The following is a 16,629-nucleotide window of genomic DNA, read 5'->3' on the forward strand; positions in this document are numbered from 1 at the left end:
AGCGGGCGACACGAAGACGGATCGGGAAGGGACGCGATGACGATCGACACGAACATCGACGAACTCCGGAGTATTGCCGCGCAGGGGGCGGCAGAACTCGAGGGTGCGTCGGCGCAGGAACTCCTGCGTTGGACGGACGAGACGTTCGGTACCCCCACCGACAGCGGACGCAGCGGCTACATCGTCGCGTCCAACATGCAGGACGGGGTCCTGGTCCATCTCGCCGCGCAGCAGCGCCCCGGGGTGGACGTGCTGTTCCTCGACACCGGCTACCACTTCGCCGAGACGCTCGGCACACGTGACGCGGTGGCGCAGGTGTACGGCGTGAACATCGTCGACGCGCAGGCACAGCAGTCGGTCGCGGAGCAGGACGACCTGCTCGGCAAGGATCTGTTCGCCCGCGATCCGAACGAGTGCTGCCGCCTGCGCAAGGTGGTGCCGCTGACGGAGAGCCTGAAGGGCTACCGCGCATGGGTGACCGGCATCCGCCGCGTCGAGGCCCCCACCCGCGCGAACGCTCCGCTCGTCTCGTTCGACGACGCGTTCGGGCTGGTGAAGATCAATCCGATCGCGGCATGGTCCGACGAGGACATGCAGAACTACATCGACGAACACGGGATCCTCGTCAATCCCCTCGTCGACGAGGGCTACCCGTCCATCGGGTGCGCCCCGTGCACCACCAAACCACTTCCCGGAGCCGATCCGCGCAGCGGGCGCTGGGCCGGCCGAGCCAAGACCGAATGCGGGTTGCACGCCTCATGACACTCACCGATACGAATCCCACCGAAGCCCGGACACTGTCGGACGGCAACCGGTTCGACACCCTCGATGCCCTCGAGTCGGAGGCGATCCACGTCTTCCGCGAGGTCGCGGGCGAGTTCGAACGACCCGTCATCCTGTTCTCCGGAGGCAAGGACTCCACCGTCCTGCTGCACCTGGCGATCAAGGCCTTCTGGCCGGCACCGCTGCCCTTCGCGTTGCTGCACGTCGACACCGGCCACAACCTCCCCGAGGTCCTCGAGTTCCGCGACCACGTGGTCTCGAAGTACAACCTGCGACTGCACGTCGCGAGCGTCGAGGACTATCTCGCCGACGGCCGGCTCACCGAGCGTCCCGACGGCATCCGCAACCCGCTGCAGACCGTGCCGCTGCTCGACGCGATCTCGGAGAACCGGTTCGACGCCGTCTTCGGCGGTGGCCGCCGCGACGAGGAGCGTTCGCGCGCCAAGGAGCGGATCTTCTCGCTGCGCAACGCATTCGGCCAGTGGGACCCGAAGCGTCAGCGTCCCGAACTGTGGAATCTGTACAACGGGAAGCACGCACCCGGTGAGCACGTGCGCGTCTTCCCGCTGAGCAACTTCACCGAACTCGACATCTGGCGGTACATCGCCCGCGAGAACGTCGACCTGGCGAGCATCTACTACGCGCACGAGCGTCCCGTCTACCGCCGCGACGGCATGTGGATGACCCCGGGTGTCTGGGGCGGCCCGTCCGAAGGCGAAGAGCTCGAGACGCGTTCGGTGCGCTACCGCACCGTCGGCGACGGATCGACCACCGGCGCGATCCTGTCCGAGGCCTCCACGAACGAGGAGATCCTCGCCGAGGTCGCGGCATCACGACTGACCGAGCGCGGCGCCACCCGCGGCGACGACCGGGTTTCCGAAGCGGCGATGGAAGACCGCAAGCGAGAGGGCTATTTCTGATCATGAGCGACCTCCACGAGCGGGCCGTGCAGAGCGACACGCAGCTGCTGCGCCTCGCCACCGCCGGTTCGGTCGACGACGGCAAGTCCACCCTGGTGGGCCGGCTGCTGTACGACACCAAGTCCGTGCTCGCCGACCAGATCGACGCCGTCACCCGCGCGTCGGTCGATCGCGGCCTCGACACCCCCGACCTGTCGCTGCTCGTCGACGGCCTGCGCGCCGAGCGTGAGCAGGGCATCACCATCGACGTGGCGTATCGCTACTTCGCCACACCGAAGCGCAGTTTCGTCCTGGCGGACACCCCCGGCCATGTCCAGTACACCCGCAACACCGTCTCGGGTGCGTCCACCGCGCAGCTCGTCGTCCTGCTGGTCGACGCGCGCAAGGGCGTCGTCTCGCAGACCCGCAAGCACGCCGCGGTGCTCGCCCTGCTCGGTGTGCCGAAGCTGGTCCTCGCGGTCAACAAGATCGACCTCGTCGAGGATCCGGCCGCGGTGTTCGCGCAGATCTCCGCGGAGTTCGGCGAGCTGACGAGTTCGCTCGGCTGGGCGACCGAGGACGTGCAGGAGATCCCGGTCTCCGCGCTGCACGGCGACAACGTGGCGGTGCGCAGCGAGAACACGCCCTACTACGACGGTCCGACCCTCATCGAGTATCTCGAGTCGGTCCCCGTCGACGCGGATGTGCACGGCCGGCACGAGACCGGTCTGCGCTTCCCGGTGCAGTACGTGATCCGTCCCCGCACGGCGGAGTTCCCCGACTACCGCGGCTACGCGGGTCAGGTCGCAGCGGGTTCCGTGCGTCCCGGCGACGAGGTCGTCGTGCTGCCGTCCGGTGTCCGCACCACCGTCGAGCGCATCGACAGTGCCGACGGCGCATTCGATGTCGCGCACGCCGGCCGGTCGGTGACGCTGGTGCTCGCCGACGACGTCGACGTCTCCCGCGGCGACATCATCGCCACACCGGAGGCCGCACCGGAGCCGCTGTCCGAGTTCGAGGCCACCGTGTGCTGGCTCGCCGAGAAGCCGTTGCGCCCCGGCGCCCGGCTGCTGCTCAAGCACGGCACCCGCACCACGCAGGCCATCGTCGGGACGATCGACGAGCGGTTCGACGAGCAGAACCTCTCCTCCGTCCCCAGCCCGGAGAGCATCGAGCTCAACGAGATCGCGCGCATCACGGTGCGTGTCGCAGAGCCGATCGCCGCGGACGACTACCGCGTCAACCGTCGCAGCGGCAGCTTCCTGCTCATCGATCCGGCCGGGGGCAACACCCTCGCCGCCGGACTCGTGGGCGACGGACTCGCCGACATCGAGCTCGGGGACCGCGTCCCGGCATGATGCCGCTCGTCGCCGTCGCGCACGGCAGTCGCGACCCGCGATCGGCGCGGGCCGTGGCTGCTGCGCTCGACACCGTCCGGGCCGAGAATCCCGGTCTGGACGTGCGACTCGCGTTCCTGGACCTGAACACCCCGTCGGTCGGGCAGGTCCTCGACGCGCTCGCCGCGGACGGGCATCGGCAGGTCGCGGTGGTGCCGCTGCTGCTCGGCAGCGCCTTCCACGCGCGGGTCGATCTGCCGGCCCTGTTGCACGAGGCGCAGCAACGTCATCCGCTGCTCGAGGTGCTGTGCTCACCGATCCTCGGCGACGACGACCTCCTCGTCGACGCGGCTCGCGACCTGATCACGGCGACGGGTGTGTCGGTGGACGATCCGTCCGTGGGAGTCGCGGTGTGCGCGGTGGGATCGCGGCGCCCCGAAGCGAACCGGACGACGGAACTGGTCGTGCCCCGCATTCTCGCCGGCACGGCGTGGACGCGGGCCGCGGCGTGCTTCGCCACCACGGCGCCGTCGGTCGAGGCGACCCTCGACACCCTCACCTCTCGCGGCGCCCGCACCGTCGTGCTGACACCGTGGATCCTCGCCCCAGGGCTGCTGTGGGATCGCGCCCGCACCGCCGCCGAAAACCTCGGGCACGTGCGGGTCGCGCAGACCCTCACCCGGCACGACGCCGTCGCGCGGGTGATCACCGAGCGGTACACCGAGACCCTGCGTCGGGGACACGAGCTGCGCGTGGCCTGAGTCGCCACCGACTCTCCGTCCGAGTTCACCCGCGATTCGCATTCCTCCGCTACAACGTAACCACAGGGCGTCACTCGATATCCGTGATCCGGGAGGACCGCGCGTGCAGAACGAACTCCGTCGCTACATCGATCGGCTCCGCACGGAGGGCTACTCGGTGCGCGACGACCACGGCGAGGACCCCGACCTGATCGACATCGAGGGCAAGGCCGTCGACACCTGGCGGGAGAACTATCCGTACGACACTCGGATGGATCGCGCCACCTACGAGGTCGAGAAGTATCTCCTGCAGATCGAACTGCTGAAGTTCCAGTCGTGGGCCAAGGACAACGGATCCAAGCACATCATCGTGTTCGAGGGCCGCGACGCCGCCGGCAAGGGCGGCACGATCAAACGGTTCCAGGAGTACATCAACGTCCGGCACGCCCGCACCGTCGCGCTCAACAAGCCGTCCGACCGCGAGCACGGTCAGTGGTACCTGCAGCGCTACATTCAGCACTTCCCCACCGCCGGTGAACTCGTACTGTTCGACCGGTCCTGGTACAACCGCGCCGGGGTCGAACGCGTCATGGGCTTCTGCAGCGACGACGAATACGAGCGCTTCATGGAACAGGTCCCGATGTTCGAACAGCTCGTCGTGGACGCCGGCATCACTCTGACGAAGTTCTGGTTCTCCGTCACCCGGAGGGAACAGCGCACCCGCTTCGCGATCCGCCAGCTCGATCCGGTCCGGCGATGGAAGCTGTCGGAGATGGACCTCGAGTCGCTCGACAAATGGGACCAGTACACCGACGCGAAGGAAGAGATGTTCCGGCGCACCGACACCGACTGGGCGCCGTGGACGACCATCAAGTCCAACGACAAGAAGCGGGCCCGGATCAACGCGATGCGGTTCTTCCTCGACCAGTTCGAGTACGACGACAAGGACCGCCAGATCGTCTTCCCGGCCGACCCGATGATCGTCCGGCGCGGCAAGGATGCCGTCGGCGACTAGGACCTCCGTAGCGGTGTTCCGCACCTGCCGGGACCGGCAGGGCTGGCGCACACGCTGTGATCCGTACCACACTGGATGGTGACGTGAGGAGGCAGCATGGGCACAGCCAATGTCGGTCACGGAATCGTCGTCGGCATCGACGGATCGGACAGCGCACTCGATGCGGCCCGGTGGGCCGCCTGCGTTGCCCGACGTCTCGGCGAACCGATCGACCTGGTCCACGTTCATCCCCCCACCTCCGACAACGGCACCGACCCGTCGGAGGCCGTTCTCACCACCGCGGAAGCAGCGGTTCGTGGCGCGGTCGACCGGGTCGAGGTTCGACGGTCCACGCCGTCGGGCAAACCGGATCGCGTGCTCACCGAACTGTCGCGCGAGGCAAGGATGATCGTTCTCGGACACACCACCACCAGCGAATGGCAGTCGATGGTCCGGCGCTCCGACGTCGTATCCGTCGCCAACAACGCCGAATGCCCGGTGGTGACGTGGCGCAGCCGGGAGGGGTTCCGGCCGCCCGACGGCCGTCCGGTCGTCGTCGGGGTGGACGGTACCGAGCTCAGTGCGGCCGCCGTGGAACAGGCCTTCGCGACCGCGTGTGCGCTCGAGGCGCCGCTCGTCGTGCTCCACACCTGGACCGAGCAGTCGACCCTGACATACGGCGAGGGCTCACGATTCAGGGACTGGTCGGCCTATGTCGAGTACCGGAAGAAGGAGATGATCACGAACACGGCCGGATACACCGAGCAGTATCCCGACGTCGACGTCTCCTACCGGGTGGAGCGGGGCAAGCCCGACATCGTGCTGCTCGAGGAGTCGAAGACCGCCCAGCTCGTCGTGGTGGGAAGCCACGGCCGAAGCCCTCTGGCCGCCTCGATCGTGGGCTCGAGCAGCCAAGGGCTGATCCACCACAGCTGCTGTCCGGTCATGATCTGCAGGGCCCGGCGCCGTGCGGAAGCGGGTGCGGAAGCCCACTGACCCCGTTCACGGCGCGAGGGTACCGAGAGGTTCGTCCTCCGACGCAGCCGGGGCGTGCGCGTAGACCGTGTCGCCGGCGACGAGTCCCAGGTTCTGAGCTTCGCCGCGGGTGATCTGCGTCGTGAACTGCCCGCCGGTCGCATCGTTGCGCAGTTCGACACGCACCTCGAAGCCCAGCCGGACGACACGCTCGACGGTCGCCCGCGTGACACCGACAGCTTCACCGGACGTCTCGGAGAGGGTGGGCTGCCGAGTCAGCCGGATGTCGTGCGGGCGCACCAGCACACCGTCGAGTTCGGACACCGTCCCGAGGAACGACATGACGAAGCTGTTCGCCGGGCGATCATAGAGTTCCTCGGGTGTTCCGATCTGCTCGATACGTCCGGCGTTCATCACCGCGATGCGGTCGGCGACGTCGAGCGCCTCCTCCTGGTCGTGCGTCACCAGCACAGTGGTGACGTGGACCTCGTCGTGCAGGCGACGCAGCCAGGTGCGCAGGTCGGCGCGGACCTTCGCGTCCAGCGCACCGAACGGCTCGTCGAGCAGCAGCACCTGCGGATCGACGGCGAGGGCTCGGGCGAGCGCCATGCGCTGGCGCTGGCCGCCGGACAACTGTGCCGGATAGCGTCGCTGGAATCCGCCGAGCCCGACGATCTCGAGGAGTTCGTCGACCCGCCTGGTGATCTCGGCCTTGGGGCGTTTTCGGATCTTCAGTCCGAAGGCGACGTTCTCACGCACCGTCATGTGCTTGAACGCCGCGTAGTGCTGGAAGACGAAGCCGATGTCGCGCTTCTGCGGGGAGATGTCGGTGACGTCCTCACCGGCGATGTGGACGGTGCCCGCGTCGAGGGTCTCGAGGCCGGCGATCGAGCGCAGCAGGGTCGATTTCCCCGAACCCGACGGCCCGAGCAGCGCGGTGAGCGAGCCGGACGGGATGTCGATGCCGACGTCGTCGAGTGCGGCGAAGTCTCCGTAGTTCTTGCGCGCCCCGGTGACGGTGATCATTCGGTGCTCCTCTTCCGGTCGAGCAGGGTCATCAGCAGCAGGACGATCACCGCGATGGCCATGAGCAGGGTCGCGGCGCTGTAGGCGCCGAAGGTGTTGTGGTCGTCGATGTACCGGGCGTGGACGAGCAACGTCAGCGTCTGGGAGACGCCGGGGAAGCCGGACGAGACCATGATGACGGCGCCGAACTCGCCGAGGGCTCGCGCGACGGTGAGGACGATGCCGTAGGTCAGGCCCCAGCGGATCGCCGGCAGCGTGATCCGCCAGAAGGTCTGCCACGTGTTCGCGCCGAGGGTCGCGGCTGCCTGCTCCTGCTCCTCCCCGATCTCGCGCAACACCGGTTCGACCTCGCGCACCACGAAGGGCAGGGTCACGAAGATCGTCGCGAGCACCATGCCCGGCAGCCCGAAGATCACCTTGACGCCGAGATCCTCGACGGCACCGAACCAGCCGTTGGCGCCCCACAGCATGATCAGCGCGACACCCACGACGATCGGTGAGACGGCGAAGGGCAGGTCGACGACGGCCTGCAGCAGTCCCCGCCCCGGGAATCGGCCGCGGACGAGCGCCAGCGCGACCACGATGCCGAAGAGCACGTTCAGGGGAACGACGATCGCGACGATCAGCAGCGACAGGTTCAGCGCCGAGATCGCCGCCGGGGTGCTGATCGACTCGGCGAACGCCACGATGCCGTTCTCGAAGGTGCGGTAGAGGATCACCCCGATCGGGACGAGCAACAGCACGAACAGATAGGCGAGCGCGACGAAGCGCAGCGACAGTCGGGATGCGAGGGACGGTTTCACCGGTCGTCCTCCTCTCGGCGCAATCCGCGGTTCGCGACCAGGCGCAGAACGAACAGCACGACGAACGCGAGCACCAACAGCGCGACGGAGACCGCGGCGGCGTTGACCGATCGGTCGATCTCGATCTGCTGCTGGATGTACTGCGACGCGACCTGCGTCTTGTAGGGGATGTTGCCGCCGATGAGCACAATCGAGCCGTACTCACCGATGGCGCGGGCGAAGGCCAGCCCGGTGCCGCCGAGGATCGCCGGTGCGAGCACCGGCAGGACCACCGTGCGGAAGATCGTGACGTTGCCGGCGCCGAGCGAGGCGGCGGCCTCCTCGACCTCACGGTCGGCTTCGATGAGCACCGGCTGCACGGAGCGCACCACGAACGGCAGCGTGACGAACGCCAGCGCCACGACCAGTCCCGGCTCGGTCGCGTTGAGCTGCACACCGATCGGGCTCTGCGGTCCGTACAGCGAGAGCAGCACGATGCTCGCGACGATCGTGGGCAGGGCGAAGGGCAAGTCGATGAGTGCGTCGACGAACTTCTTCCCCGGGAACTCGTCACGGACGAGCACCCACGCGATCACTGTGCCCATCACGGCGTTGATCGCCGCGACGACCAGCGAGACGACGACGGTGATCCGCAGGGTCGCGAGGGCGGCGGGCGCGGTGATCGCATCGACGAACGTTCCGAGTCCGTCCGAGACGGAGTGGAAGGCCAGGGCTGCGAGGGGAAGCAGGACGATCAGGCTCAACCACAGGGTGGCGATGCCGATACCGAGGGGCCCGACGGCGCCGGTGAACATCCGGCGTCGCGGCCGGGCGGGGGCCGCAGTGGACGGCCCGCGACGCGAACCCGCCGGAGCGGGAGACGAATCTCCCGACCCGGCGGTGTGTTCCGAAACGGTCACGCGCGTGCTCTACTTCGTGGCGTTGTCGTAGATCACCGCGATGGTACCGGTGCTGTCGGCGAACAGCTCCTCGTTCACGGTGTCCCAGCCGCCGAGGTCGGCGACCGTCCACAGCGTCTCCGGCTGCGGGAACTCGTCGGCGAACTCCTCGGCGACGGCCGGGTCGACGGGCCGGAAGCCGGCCTCGGCCCACAGACGCTGCGCCTCGGGGGTGTACAGGAAGTCGTTGAACGCCTGCGCGACCTCGACATCCTTCGCGTTCTTCAGCACCGCCGCAGGGTTCTCGATCTTGAAGGTGACGGGCGGGGTGACGTGCTCGACGGGGTCGCCGTTGCGCTCGATGAACAGTGCCTCGTTCTCGTAGCTCAGCAGCACGTCGCCGGTGCCCTGGAGGAAGGTCTCGGTGGCCTCGCGACCGGACTTCGGCTGCACCTTCACGTGATCGGTGACCAACGCGGTGACGTAGTCGATGCCGGCCTGCGGGTCGGCGCCACCGTTGCTCTTCGCGGCGTAGGGCGCGAGCAGATTCCACTTCGCCGAACCCGAACTGAACGGGTTGGGCGTGACGACCTCGACGTCCGGACGGAGCAGGTCGTCCCAGTCGCGGATGTTCTTCGGATTGCCCTCACGGACCACGATGGTGACGACCGATCCGAACGGAATCCCCTTGTAGGCGTTGTCGTTCCACCCCTCGTCGACCAGTCCGGCGTCGACGAGACGGGTGATGTCGGGCTCGACCGAGAAGTTCACGAAGTTGGCCTCGGCGCCGTCGCGCACCTTCCGGGACTGGTCTCCGGAGGCCCCGTAGGACTGCTGGAAGACGACGCCCTCCCCTTCCTCGGTCTCCTGGAAGGCGGGGATCAGCAGGTCGAACCCGACCTTCGGCACCGCGTAGGCGTAGAGATCGACCGTGCCGCCGGATCCGTCGGCCCCGCTCTCCGCTCCGACGGTGTCGCTCGAACCTCCGGAGCAGGCGGTCAGGGTGGTGATCGCGGTGACCGCCGCGAGCGTCGCGACGACGAGCCTGGAACGTTTCATGACGAGCCTCCTGAGGGGCTGTTTCGAGGGGAATGAATGCGGCCTGACCCGGACGAGGAGCTGCCGGGATCGGACAGGTCGGAATTCGCGAGGATGCGGAACCGGCAGGAACCGGGCAGACCCGGACACGGGGACCGCAGAGAAGAGGGGGGTCAGCGACAACAGTCGATGTCGGCGACCGAAGGCATGCCCACAGCGATCAACGCCAGTTCATGGCGGATGTGGGGCACTGTGGTCGCGGACACGCGGGAGAGACTAGCAGAGGTGGAAGGTCGACCGGAATCGACGATTCGGACACCGCGGATCGAGCACCGGAACCGGATCCGCGAGCGGAGTGCTCACATGGAGAGGAGCCATGCGACGACGACGATGATCAGCAGCGCGATCAGCGCCAGGGTCACGCGCGAACGCGGCATGTCAGCAATCCTCCGTCGTCGTGGCGGGCGAGTCCGTCTCTTCACGGCCGAGCAGTCGGAAGACGCCGGCCATCGCCCGATCGAGCGACCATGCGACCCCGAAGCAGGCCGGCACCAGCACCGCCGATACCAGGGCCACCTGGGGGACGAAGGACAGGCCCGCGAGCCACAGCTCGAAGCCGTCCCACCACGATGCCACCCGATCCATTGGCTACACCCTAGTAGGTTCGGCAACCACCCTGCGATCCGCCCGGCCCACGGTGATCATGGAGGGATGGACCACCATCACCACTCCTCCTCACCGCCGGCAGGGGCACCCTTCCGGCGGAGTCCGTTCCCACCCATCGACGACTACGCATTCCTCTCGGACTGCGAGAGCACCTGCCTGATCGCGCGCGACGGCACGGTGGAGTGGATGTGTGTGCCCAGACCGGACTCCCCCAGCGTGTTCGGGTCGCTGCTGGACCGCAGCGCGGGACATTTCCGGTTGTCGCCGCACGACCGCACGGTTCCTGCCGCACGCCGGTACCTGCCGGGCGGCCTGGTCCTGGAGACGACCTGGCAGACCGACACGGGATGGATGATCGTGCGGGACGCGCTGGTCATGGCCCCCTGGTACGACGTCGAGGAGCGCTCGACGACGCATCGCCGGACCCCGTCCGACTGGGAGGCCGAGCACATGCTGCTGCGGACGGTGCGTTGCGTGAACGGGACCGTGGACCTGTATGTCAGCTGCGAACCTGCCTTCGACTACCACCGCGGCCGGACCGAGTGGAGCTACACCGGCAAGGTCTACGAAGAGGCCACCGCGGTGTGCAGGAACGCACCGGACGAGCACCCGACGCTGCGCATGACCACGGATCTGCGCCTCGGGATCGAGAACCGCGAGGTCCGCGCGCGGCGTCGACTCCACAAGGGCGACACGGCGTTCGTCGCACTGGCGTGGTCGGACTGCCCGATGCCGCACACCTTCGACGAGGCCATGGCCAAGATGGTCGCCACCCAGGACTACTGGCGGGAATGGATCACGACGGGCCGATTCCCGGATCACCCCTGGCGCACCTACCTGCAGCACAGCGCCCTCACACTCAAGGGACTGACCTACAGCCCGACCGGGGCGCTGCTCGCCGCGTCGACCACATCGCTACCGGAAACCCCTGGCGGAGAGCGCAACTGGGACTACCGCTACGCGTGGGTGCGCGATTCGACCTTCGCGTTGTGGGGCCTGTACACACTCGGGTTCGATCGGGAGGCCGACGATTTCTTCTCGTTCATCCTCGACGTCTCGCGCGACGCGGACGGGGTGCGATATCCACTTCAGGTGATGTACGGGGTGGGTGGTGAGCGCGAACTGCCCGAGTCGACCCTCGAGCATCTGAGCGGGTACGACGGCGCCACCCCGGTCCGGATCGGCAACGACGCCTATCACCAACAGCAGCACGACATCTGGGGCACGCTGCTCGATTCGGTGTATCTGCACGTGAAGTCCCGCGGACACTTTCCCCAGACGTTGCTGCACACGCTGCGCCGGCAGGTGGAAGAAGCAGCGGCCAACTGGCGCAAGCCCGACCGGGGCATCTGGGAGGTGCGGGGCGAACCCCAGCACTTCGTGTCCTCGAAGGTGATGTGCTGGGTGGCACTCGACCGCGGCGCGAAACTCGCCGAACTCCAGGGCCGGCCCGACTACGCCCGGAAGTGGGCAGCCGTCGCCGACGAGATCAAGGCCGACATCCTCGAGCACGGCGTCGACGAACGCGGGGTGTTCACTCAGCGCTACGGGCATCCCTCACTCGACGCCTCCGCGCTGCTGATCCCGTTGCTGCGGTTCCTGCCCGCGGACGATCCGCGGGTGCGGGCCACGGTGCTGACGATCGCCGACGAACTCACCGAGGACGGGCTCGTACTGCGCTATCGGGTCGAGACGACCGACGACGGGCTCGCGGGCAAGGAGGGCTCGTTCACCATCTGCTCGTTCTGGCTGGTGTCGGCGCTGGTCGAGATCGGTGAGGTGGAGCGGGCCGCCGCACTGTGTCAACGTCTGCTCGACTTCGCGAGTCCGTTGAAGCTCTACGCCGAGGAGATCGACACCGACACGGGACGGCATCTGGGGAACTACCCTCAGGCCTTCACCCATCTGGCGCTCATCAACGCCGTCGTCCATGTCATCCGCGCCGAACGCGAGATCGGAGCGGGCAACTTCCGGCCGGCGCGCGACCGCCCCGAGCTACGGCCGGATCACGTCGAATTCGACTCGAGCGGGGGCGTCCGCGCCGATGTCACACCTCAGCGGAACCGGGACAGCAGCGATTCCGCCTGTTCGGCAATGTCCCGGATCACCTCGCCCGCGGGCCGCTCGGACCGCACCAGCCCGGCCGCCTCCCCCGCGTACACCACACCGATGTCGGGATCGTCGCCCGTGTACACCTCCGTGAGGGTCTCCTCGTCGGCGTCCCGGCCATGCCATTCGTCGGTGAACGCGTTGCGCAGGGCGCGTCCACCCCATCGCGCCGGCCACGGCTGGTGCCGGGCCTTGTCGAAGACGTCGGTGTAGACGGTGTCGGCGCTGCCCGCCTCGACGAGCCGGCCGCGGGCGTAGTCCGGGCCGACGGTCTCGGGACTGGCGAGCAGGGCCGTACCGACCAGGGCGCCCTGCCCACCCGCCGCGAGCACCGCCGCCAGGCCGCGACCCGTGGCGATGCCACCTGCGGCGAGTACCGGCAGCGACGTCGACTCGAGCACCTCCTGCAGCAGCGGCAGGGTGCCGATCCTGCCGGTGTGCCCACCGGCCTCGTGGCCCTGCGCGATCACCGCGTCGACACCCGCCGCCTCGACGACCCGCAGATCGTCGATCGTGTTGATCTGCGAGAGCACCACGGCCCCTGCCTCGTGGACCCGCGCGATGTAGGGTGCGGGATCGCCGAACGAGAGCGTGACCAGCTGCGGCCGGTGGTCGAGCACGGCGGTGAGGAGGCTGTCGTCGTCGGCGAGCGCCCAGGTCATCAGGCCGAATCCGACAGGTCCGCCTCCGATCTCGCGGGCGGTGCGGACCTCCCCCGCGATCCACTCGGCGGTGTTGTACCGGGCGGCGCCGATGAGGCCGAGACCGCCGGCACGGGTCACCTCGCCGGCGAGCCGCCCGCCGGCCCGTCCACCCATGGGCGCGCCCAGCAGGGGAACGGAGATTCCGAGTTCACGGGTGAGCCAGGTGTCGAGCATGCGAATCCTTCCGATGGGCGTCGGAGCAGGGACGGCTACTTCTTCGGCTTGTCCGACGAGGCCTCCGACGAGAGCGCGGCGACGAACGCTTCCTGTGGCACGTCGACCCGGCCGATCGTCTTCATCCGCTTCTTGCCTTCCTTCTGCTTCTCGAGCAGCTTGCGCTTACGGCTGATGTCGCCGCCGTAGCACTTGGCGAGAACGTCCTTGCGGATCGCCCGGATGTTCTCGCGGGCGATGATCTTCGAGCCGATGGCCGCCTGGACGGGAACCTCGAACTGCTGCCGCGGGATGAGTTCCTTGAGCTTGGTCGTCATCTTGTTGCCGTAGGCGGCGGCGGCATCCTTGTGGACGATCGCGCTGAACGCGTCGACGGCCTCACCCTGGAGCAGGATGTCGACCTTCACCAGCGCGGCCTGCTGCTCGCCGGCCTCCTCGTAGTCCATCGAGGCGTAACCGCGGGTTCGCGACTTGAGTGAGTCGAAGAAGTCGAAGATGATCTCGGCCATCGGCAGCGTGTACCGCAGTTCGACGCGGGTCTCGGACAGGTAGTCCATGCCGCCGAGCTCGCCGCGCCGCGACTGGCACAGTTCCATGATCGAGCCGATGAACTCGCTCGGCGCGATGATGGTGCACTTGACGATCGGTTCGTAGATCTCGCGCGCCTTGCCTTCGGGCCACACGGACGGGTTCGTCACGACGACTTCCTCCCCGCCCTCGAGCACCACGCGGTACACGACGTTCGGGGCGGTGGAGATCAGGTCGAGGCCGAACTCGCGCTCGAGGCGCTCGCGGGTGATCTCCATGTGCAGCAGGCCGAGGAAGCCACAGCGGAAACCGAAGCCGAGGGCGACGGACGTCTCGGGTTCGTAGGTGAGCGCGGCGTCGTTGAGCTGGAGCTTGTCGAGCGCGTCGCGCAGCACCGGGTAGTCGGAGCCGTCGAGCGGATACAGACCGGAGTAGACCATCGGGCGCGGTTCGCGGTAGCCGGTGAGCGGCTCCTCGGCACCGTTGCGGGCGGTGGTGACGGTATCGCCGACCTTCGATTGGCGCACGTCCTTCACGCCGGTGATGAGGTAGCCCACCTCGCCGACGCCGAGTCCGGCGGTGGCCTTGGGTTCGGGCGAGACGATGCCGACCTCGAGCAGTTCGTGGGTCGTGCCCGTCGACATCATCTTGATCTTCTCGCGGGGGACGATCTTGCCGTCCACCACACGCACGTACGTCACGACGCCGCGGTAGGTGTCATAGACGGAGTCGAAGATCATGGCGCGGGCGGGCGCATCGGCGTCGCCCACCGGCGGCGGCACCTGCCGGATCACGGCGTCGATGAGTTCGGGGACACCCTCGCCGGTCTTGCCCGAGACCCGGAGCACGTCGGACGGCTCGCAGCCGATGATGTTCGCGATCTCGCCGGCGTACCGATCGGGATCGGCCGCGGGCAGGTCGATCTTGTTGAGGACCGGGATGATCGTCAGGTCCTTGTCGAGCGCGAGGTAGAGGTTGGCGAGGGTCTGCGCCTCGATGCCCTGCGCGGCGTCGACGAGCAGGACCGCCCCCTCGCACGCCTCGAGCGCACGGGAGACCTCGTAGGTGAAGTCGACGTGACCGGGCGTGTCGATCAGATGCATCACAAAGTCTTCACCGTCGAGCTTCCACGGCAGGCGCACGTTCTGCGCCTTGATCGTGATGCCGCGCTCGCGCTCGATGTCCATGCGGTCGAGGTACTGAGCGCGCATCTGCCGCTCCTCGACCACCCCGGTGAGCTGCAGCATCCGGTCGGCGAGCGTCGACTTTCCATGGTCGATGTGCGCGATGATGCAGAAGTTCCGGATCTTCGCGGGGTCCGTGAACGTGGTGTCGGCGAAGGTGCTGATGTCGTGCTCCTGACTCGGACTGGCAGCGGCCTGCAGACCGCGGTCACCCTGCAGAATATCCAAGTCGGGCAGCGGCCGGGACTTCGCCCGTGTCCGGTCCGGTTAAGCTCGGTTCCCGTGGCCGGTACATGGAAGAAGTTGGGCAGGCAACTCGGGCGTCTCGCCGTCGAGCAGGGACCGAAGATCTACCAGCAGTTGCAGCAGTCCGGAGCGCTCGACAGGGCACGCGCCGCGCTGAACCCGACCGCACAGACCGGCACCTCCGGAAGCGGTACCACCGAGGCACCGAAGCCCGGTGCTGCCGGGACGGCGGCACCGAAGCCCGGCGCTGCGAAGACCCCCGCCGGCACGAAGCGCCCGGCCCCCGGCCGGCCGGTGGCCTCGCGCACCACGCCGACCGCCCAGCGTGCGCGCCGCCTCGAATACTCCCCCGACCTGGACGGCCGCGCCGATCCGGGCGAGATCGTGTGGACCTGGGTGGCCTACGAGGACGACCCGGCGCAGGGCAAGGACCGCCCGGTGCTCGTGGTGGGACGCGACGACTCGACGCTGCTCGGACTGATGCTGTCGTCGAACACCGACCGCGACGGTCAGCGCGACTGGCTCGGGATCGGCTCCGGACCGTGGGACGTGGAGAACCGTCCGAGCTGGGTTCGACTCGATCGCGTGCTCGACGTCCCGGAGGACGGCATCCGCCGCGAGGGGGCGATCCTTCCCCGGGCACGGTTCGATCAGGTCGCGGTCCGGCTCCGCACCGAGTTCGGCTGGAGCTGAACGGGGCCGCTCCCGATCGGGGATTCAGGAAGCTCTGAGCCCGTATCGCCGTCCGAAGAGGAAGGTGTACACGAGGGCTCCGAGTGCGCCTCCGATGAGCGGGAACACGATGAACGCCCACAGCTGCCCGAGCGCGCCGTCCTGATAGAAGGCGACGGCCAGGCTGCGCGCGGGATTGACCGAGGTGTTGTCGATCGGGATCGAGATCAGGTGGATCACGGCGAGGGTGAACCCGATGGCGATGCCGGCGATCGGTGCGTCGGCGATCTGATCGGTCGCACCGAGCACCACGAACACCAGTACCGCGGTGAGCAGGACCTCGACGACGATCATCGCGCCGATGCCGTAGCCGTTCTGGAGTACACCGCCGAGCGGGCCGCGTACGGCCGAGGGACTGTGTGCACCCCAGCCGTTGGCCCCGAGGCCGTCCGCGGCACGGTTGTAGCTCGGCAGCGACGATGCCACCGCGTAGAGCGTCAGACCGGCGATCAGGCCGCCGACGACCTGCGCGATCCAGTAGCCCACGGCACGCACCGGGGTCACGTGCCCGACGATGAGTTGCCCCAGCGTCACCGCCGGGTTCACGTGGCACCCGGAGATCGGGCCGATGGTGTACACGAGGAACAGCAGGGTCAGGCCGAACGCCAATGCGACGCCGAGCTGGCCGACACGGCTTCCGGCGAACACTGCGGTACCCACCGCGGAGAACACCAGAAGAAACGTCCCGATGGCCTCCGCCACGTACTTCCGCAGGTCGGAGAACTCACCGGGATCACGGATTTCCAGGGACGTCTCGCGCGCGAGATCTTCGTCGAGCCGGGATTCGGGATCGCGTGGGGGTTCCATGGGTCA

At 68.1% G+C, this 16,629-nt stretch carries 16 protein-coding genes and 1 pseudogene; 8 read left to right on the plus strand and 9 right to left on the minus strand.

All coding sequences use genetic code 11. The features are described 5' to 3' along the window. Positions 1–36: 36 nt before the first annotated feature. The 6 genes from A8G18_RS05525 (at position 37) to A8G18_RS05550 (ending at position 5,749) form a co-directional block, all read left to right on the plus strand. Positions 37–762, plus strand: a complete 726-nt coding sequence (locus tag A8G18_RS05525) for a phosphoadenylyl-sulfate reductase (RefSeq protein WP_064063060.1) — start codon at positions 37–39, stop codon at positions 760–762. Next, the gene (gene cysD, locus A8G18_RS05530; RefSeq protein WP_064063061.1) at positions 759–1,703 is read left to right on the plus strand and encodes a sulfate adenylyltransferase subunit CysD; all 945 of its coding nucleotides are present in this window, start codon (positions 759–761) and stop codon (positions 1,701–1,703) included. The genes A8G18_RS05525 and cysD overlap by 4 nt, the downstream gene beginning before the upstream one ends. 2 nt (positions 1,704–1,705) lie before the next feature. Continuing rightward, positions 1,706–3,040 carry a sulfate adenylyltransferase subunit 1 gene (locus A8G18_RS05535; protein WP_016933380.1) on the plus strand — a complete coding sequence of 445 codons (1,335 nt, stop codon included), beginning with the start codon at positions 1,706–1,708 and terminating at the stop codon, positions 3,038–3,040. After that, a complete protein-coding gene (locus A8G18_RS05540) occupies positions 3,037–3,780 on the plus strand; it encodes a sirohydrochlorin chelatase (protein ID WP_064063062.1) in 744 nt (247 codons plus the stop codon). Before A8G18_RS05535 ends, A8G18_RS05540 begins: the two co-directional genes overlap by 4 nt. Before the next feature lie 103 nt (positions 3,781–3,883). Then, complete coding sequence (gene ppk2, locus A8G18_RS05545; protein ID WP_016933378.1) at positions 3,884–4,774, plus strand: polyphosphate kinase 2; 891 nt, start codon at positions 3,884–3,886, stop codon at positions 4,772–4,774. A gap of 96 nt (positions 4,775–4,870) precedes the next feature. Then, positions 4,871–5,749, plus strand: coding sequence for a universal stress protein (locus tag A8G18_RS05550; protein WP_016933377.1), 879 nt, complete (start codon positions 4,871–4,873; stop codon positions 5,747–5,749). A gap of 6 nt (positions 5,750–5,755) precedes the next feature. Here A8G18_RS05550 and A8G18_RS05555 read toward each other — a convergent pair whose 3' ends face one another. From A8G18_RS05555 to A8G18_RS05575, 6 genes are all read right to left on the minus strand, one after another. Continuing rightward, positions 5,756–6,754 carry a sulfate/molybdate ABC transporter ATP-binding protein gene (locus tag A8G18_RS05555; RefSeq protein WP_064063063.1) on the minus strand — a complete coding sequence of 333 codons (999 nt, stop codon included), beginning with the start codon at positions 6,752–6,754 and terminating at the stop codon, positions 5,756–5,758. Next, positions 6,751–7,557, minus strand: a complete 807-nt coding sequence (gene cysW / locus A8G18_RS05560; RefSeq protein ID WP_016933375.1) for a sulfate ABC transporter permease subunit CysW — start codon at positions 7,555–7,557, stop codon at positions 6,751–6,753. The genes A8G18_RS05555 and cysW overlap by 4 nt, the downstream gene beginning before the upstream one ends. After that, positions 7,554–8,351 (minus strand): sulfate ABC transporter permease subunit CysT, encoded by a 798-nt coding sequence (cysT, locus tag A8G18_RS05565; protein ID WP_016933374.1) that lies wholly within the window; start codon positions 8,349–8,351, stop codon positions 7,554–7,556. The genes cysW and cysT overlap by 4 nt, the downstream gene beginning before the upstream one ends. Positions 8,352–8,465: 114 nt before the next feature. Beyond that, positions 8,466–9,494, minus strand: a complete 1,029-nt coding sequence (locus tag A8G18_RS05570; RefSeq protein WP_064063064.1) for a sulfate ABC transporter substrate-binding protein — start codon at positions 9,492–9,494, stop codon at positions 8,466–8,468. Positions 9,495–9,646: 152 nt separating this feature from the next. Beyond that, the gene (locus tag A8G18_RS23625) at positions 9,647–9,739 is read right to left on the minus strand and encodes an Ms4533A family Cys-rich leader peptide (protein WP_332307017.1); all 93 of its coding nucleotides are present in this window, start codon (positions 9,737–9,739) and stop codon (positions 9,647–9,649) included. A 172-nt stretch (positions 9,740–9,911) separates the two neighbouring features. After that, on the minus strand, positions 9,912–10,118 hold the full coding sequence (locus A8G18_RS05575; RefSeq protein ID WP_016935190.1) for a hypothetical protein: 207 nt from the start codon (positions 10,116–10,118) through the stop codon (positions 9,912–9,914). Positions 10,119–10,184: 66 nt separating this feature from the next. Here A8G18_RS05575 and A8G18_RS05580 point away from each other — a divergent pair. Then, positions 10,185–12,125: pseudogene (locus A8G18_RS05580) on the plus strand (glycoside hydrolase family 15 protein); the annotation flags it as partial. 68 nt (positions 12,126–12,193) lie between these two features. Here the strand turns inward: A8G18_RS05580 and A8G18_RS22320 are convergent. Both A8G18_RS22320 and lepA read right to left on the minus strand, forming a co-directional pair. After that, positions 12,194–13,126 carry an NAD(P)H-dependent flavin oxidoreductase gene (locus A8G18_RS22320; RefSeq protein WP_084421533.1) on the minus strand — a complete coding sequence of 311 codons (933 nt, stop codon included), beginning with the start codon at positions 13,124–13,126 and terminating at the stop codon, positions 12,194–12,196. A 35-nt stretch (positions 13,127–13,161) separates the two neighbouring features. Then, positions 13,162–15,060, minus strand: a complete 1,899-nt coding sequence (lepA, locus tag A8G18_RS05585; protein ID WP_425337691.1) for a translation elongation factor 4 — start codon at positions 15,058–15,060, stop codon at positions 13,162–13,164. Positions 15,061–15,120: 60 nt separating this feature from the next. Between lepA and A8G18_RS05590 the strand changes: the two genes are divergently transcribed. After that, complete coding sequence (locus tag A8G18_RS05590) at positions 15,121–15,777, plus strand: type II toxin-antitoxin system PemK/MazF family toxin (protein ID WP_064063066.1); 657 nt, start codon at positions 15,121–15,123, stop codon at positions 15,775–15,777. Positions 15,778–15,801: 24 nt separating this feature from the next. On the opposite strand, the gene A8G18_RS05595 is transcribed toward A8G18_RS05590, so the two are convergent. Further along, positions 15,802–16,623, minus strand: a complete 822-nt coding sequence (locus tag A8G18_RS05595; RefSeq protein WP_064063067.1) for an aquaporin — start codon at positions 16,621–16,623, stop codon at positions 15,802–15,804. Positions 16,624–16,629 lie beyond the last annotated feature (6 nt).

This window comes from Rhodococcus gordoniae (assembly GCF_001646655.1).
Taxonomy (GTDB): Bacteria; Actinomycetota; Actinomycetes; order Mycobacteriales; family Mycobacteriaceae; genus Rhodococcus; species Rhodococcus gordoniae.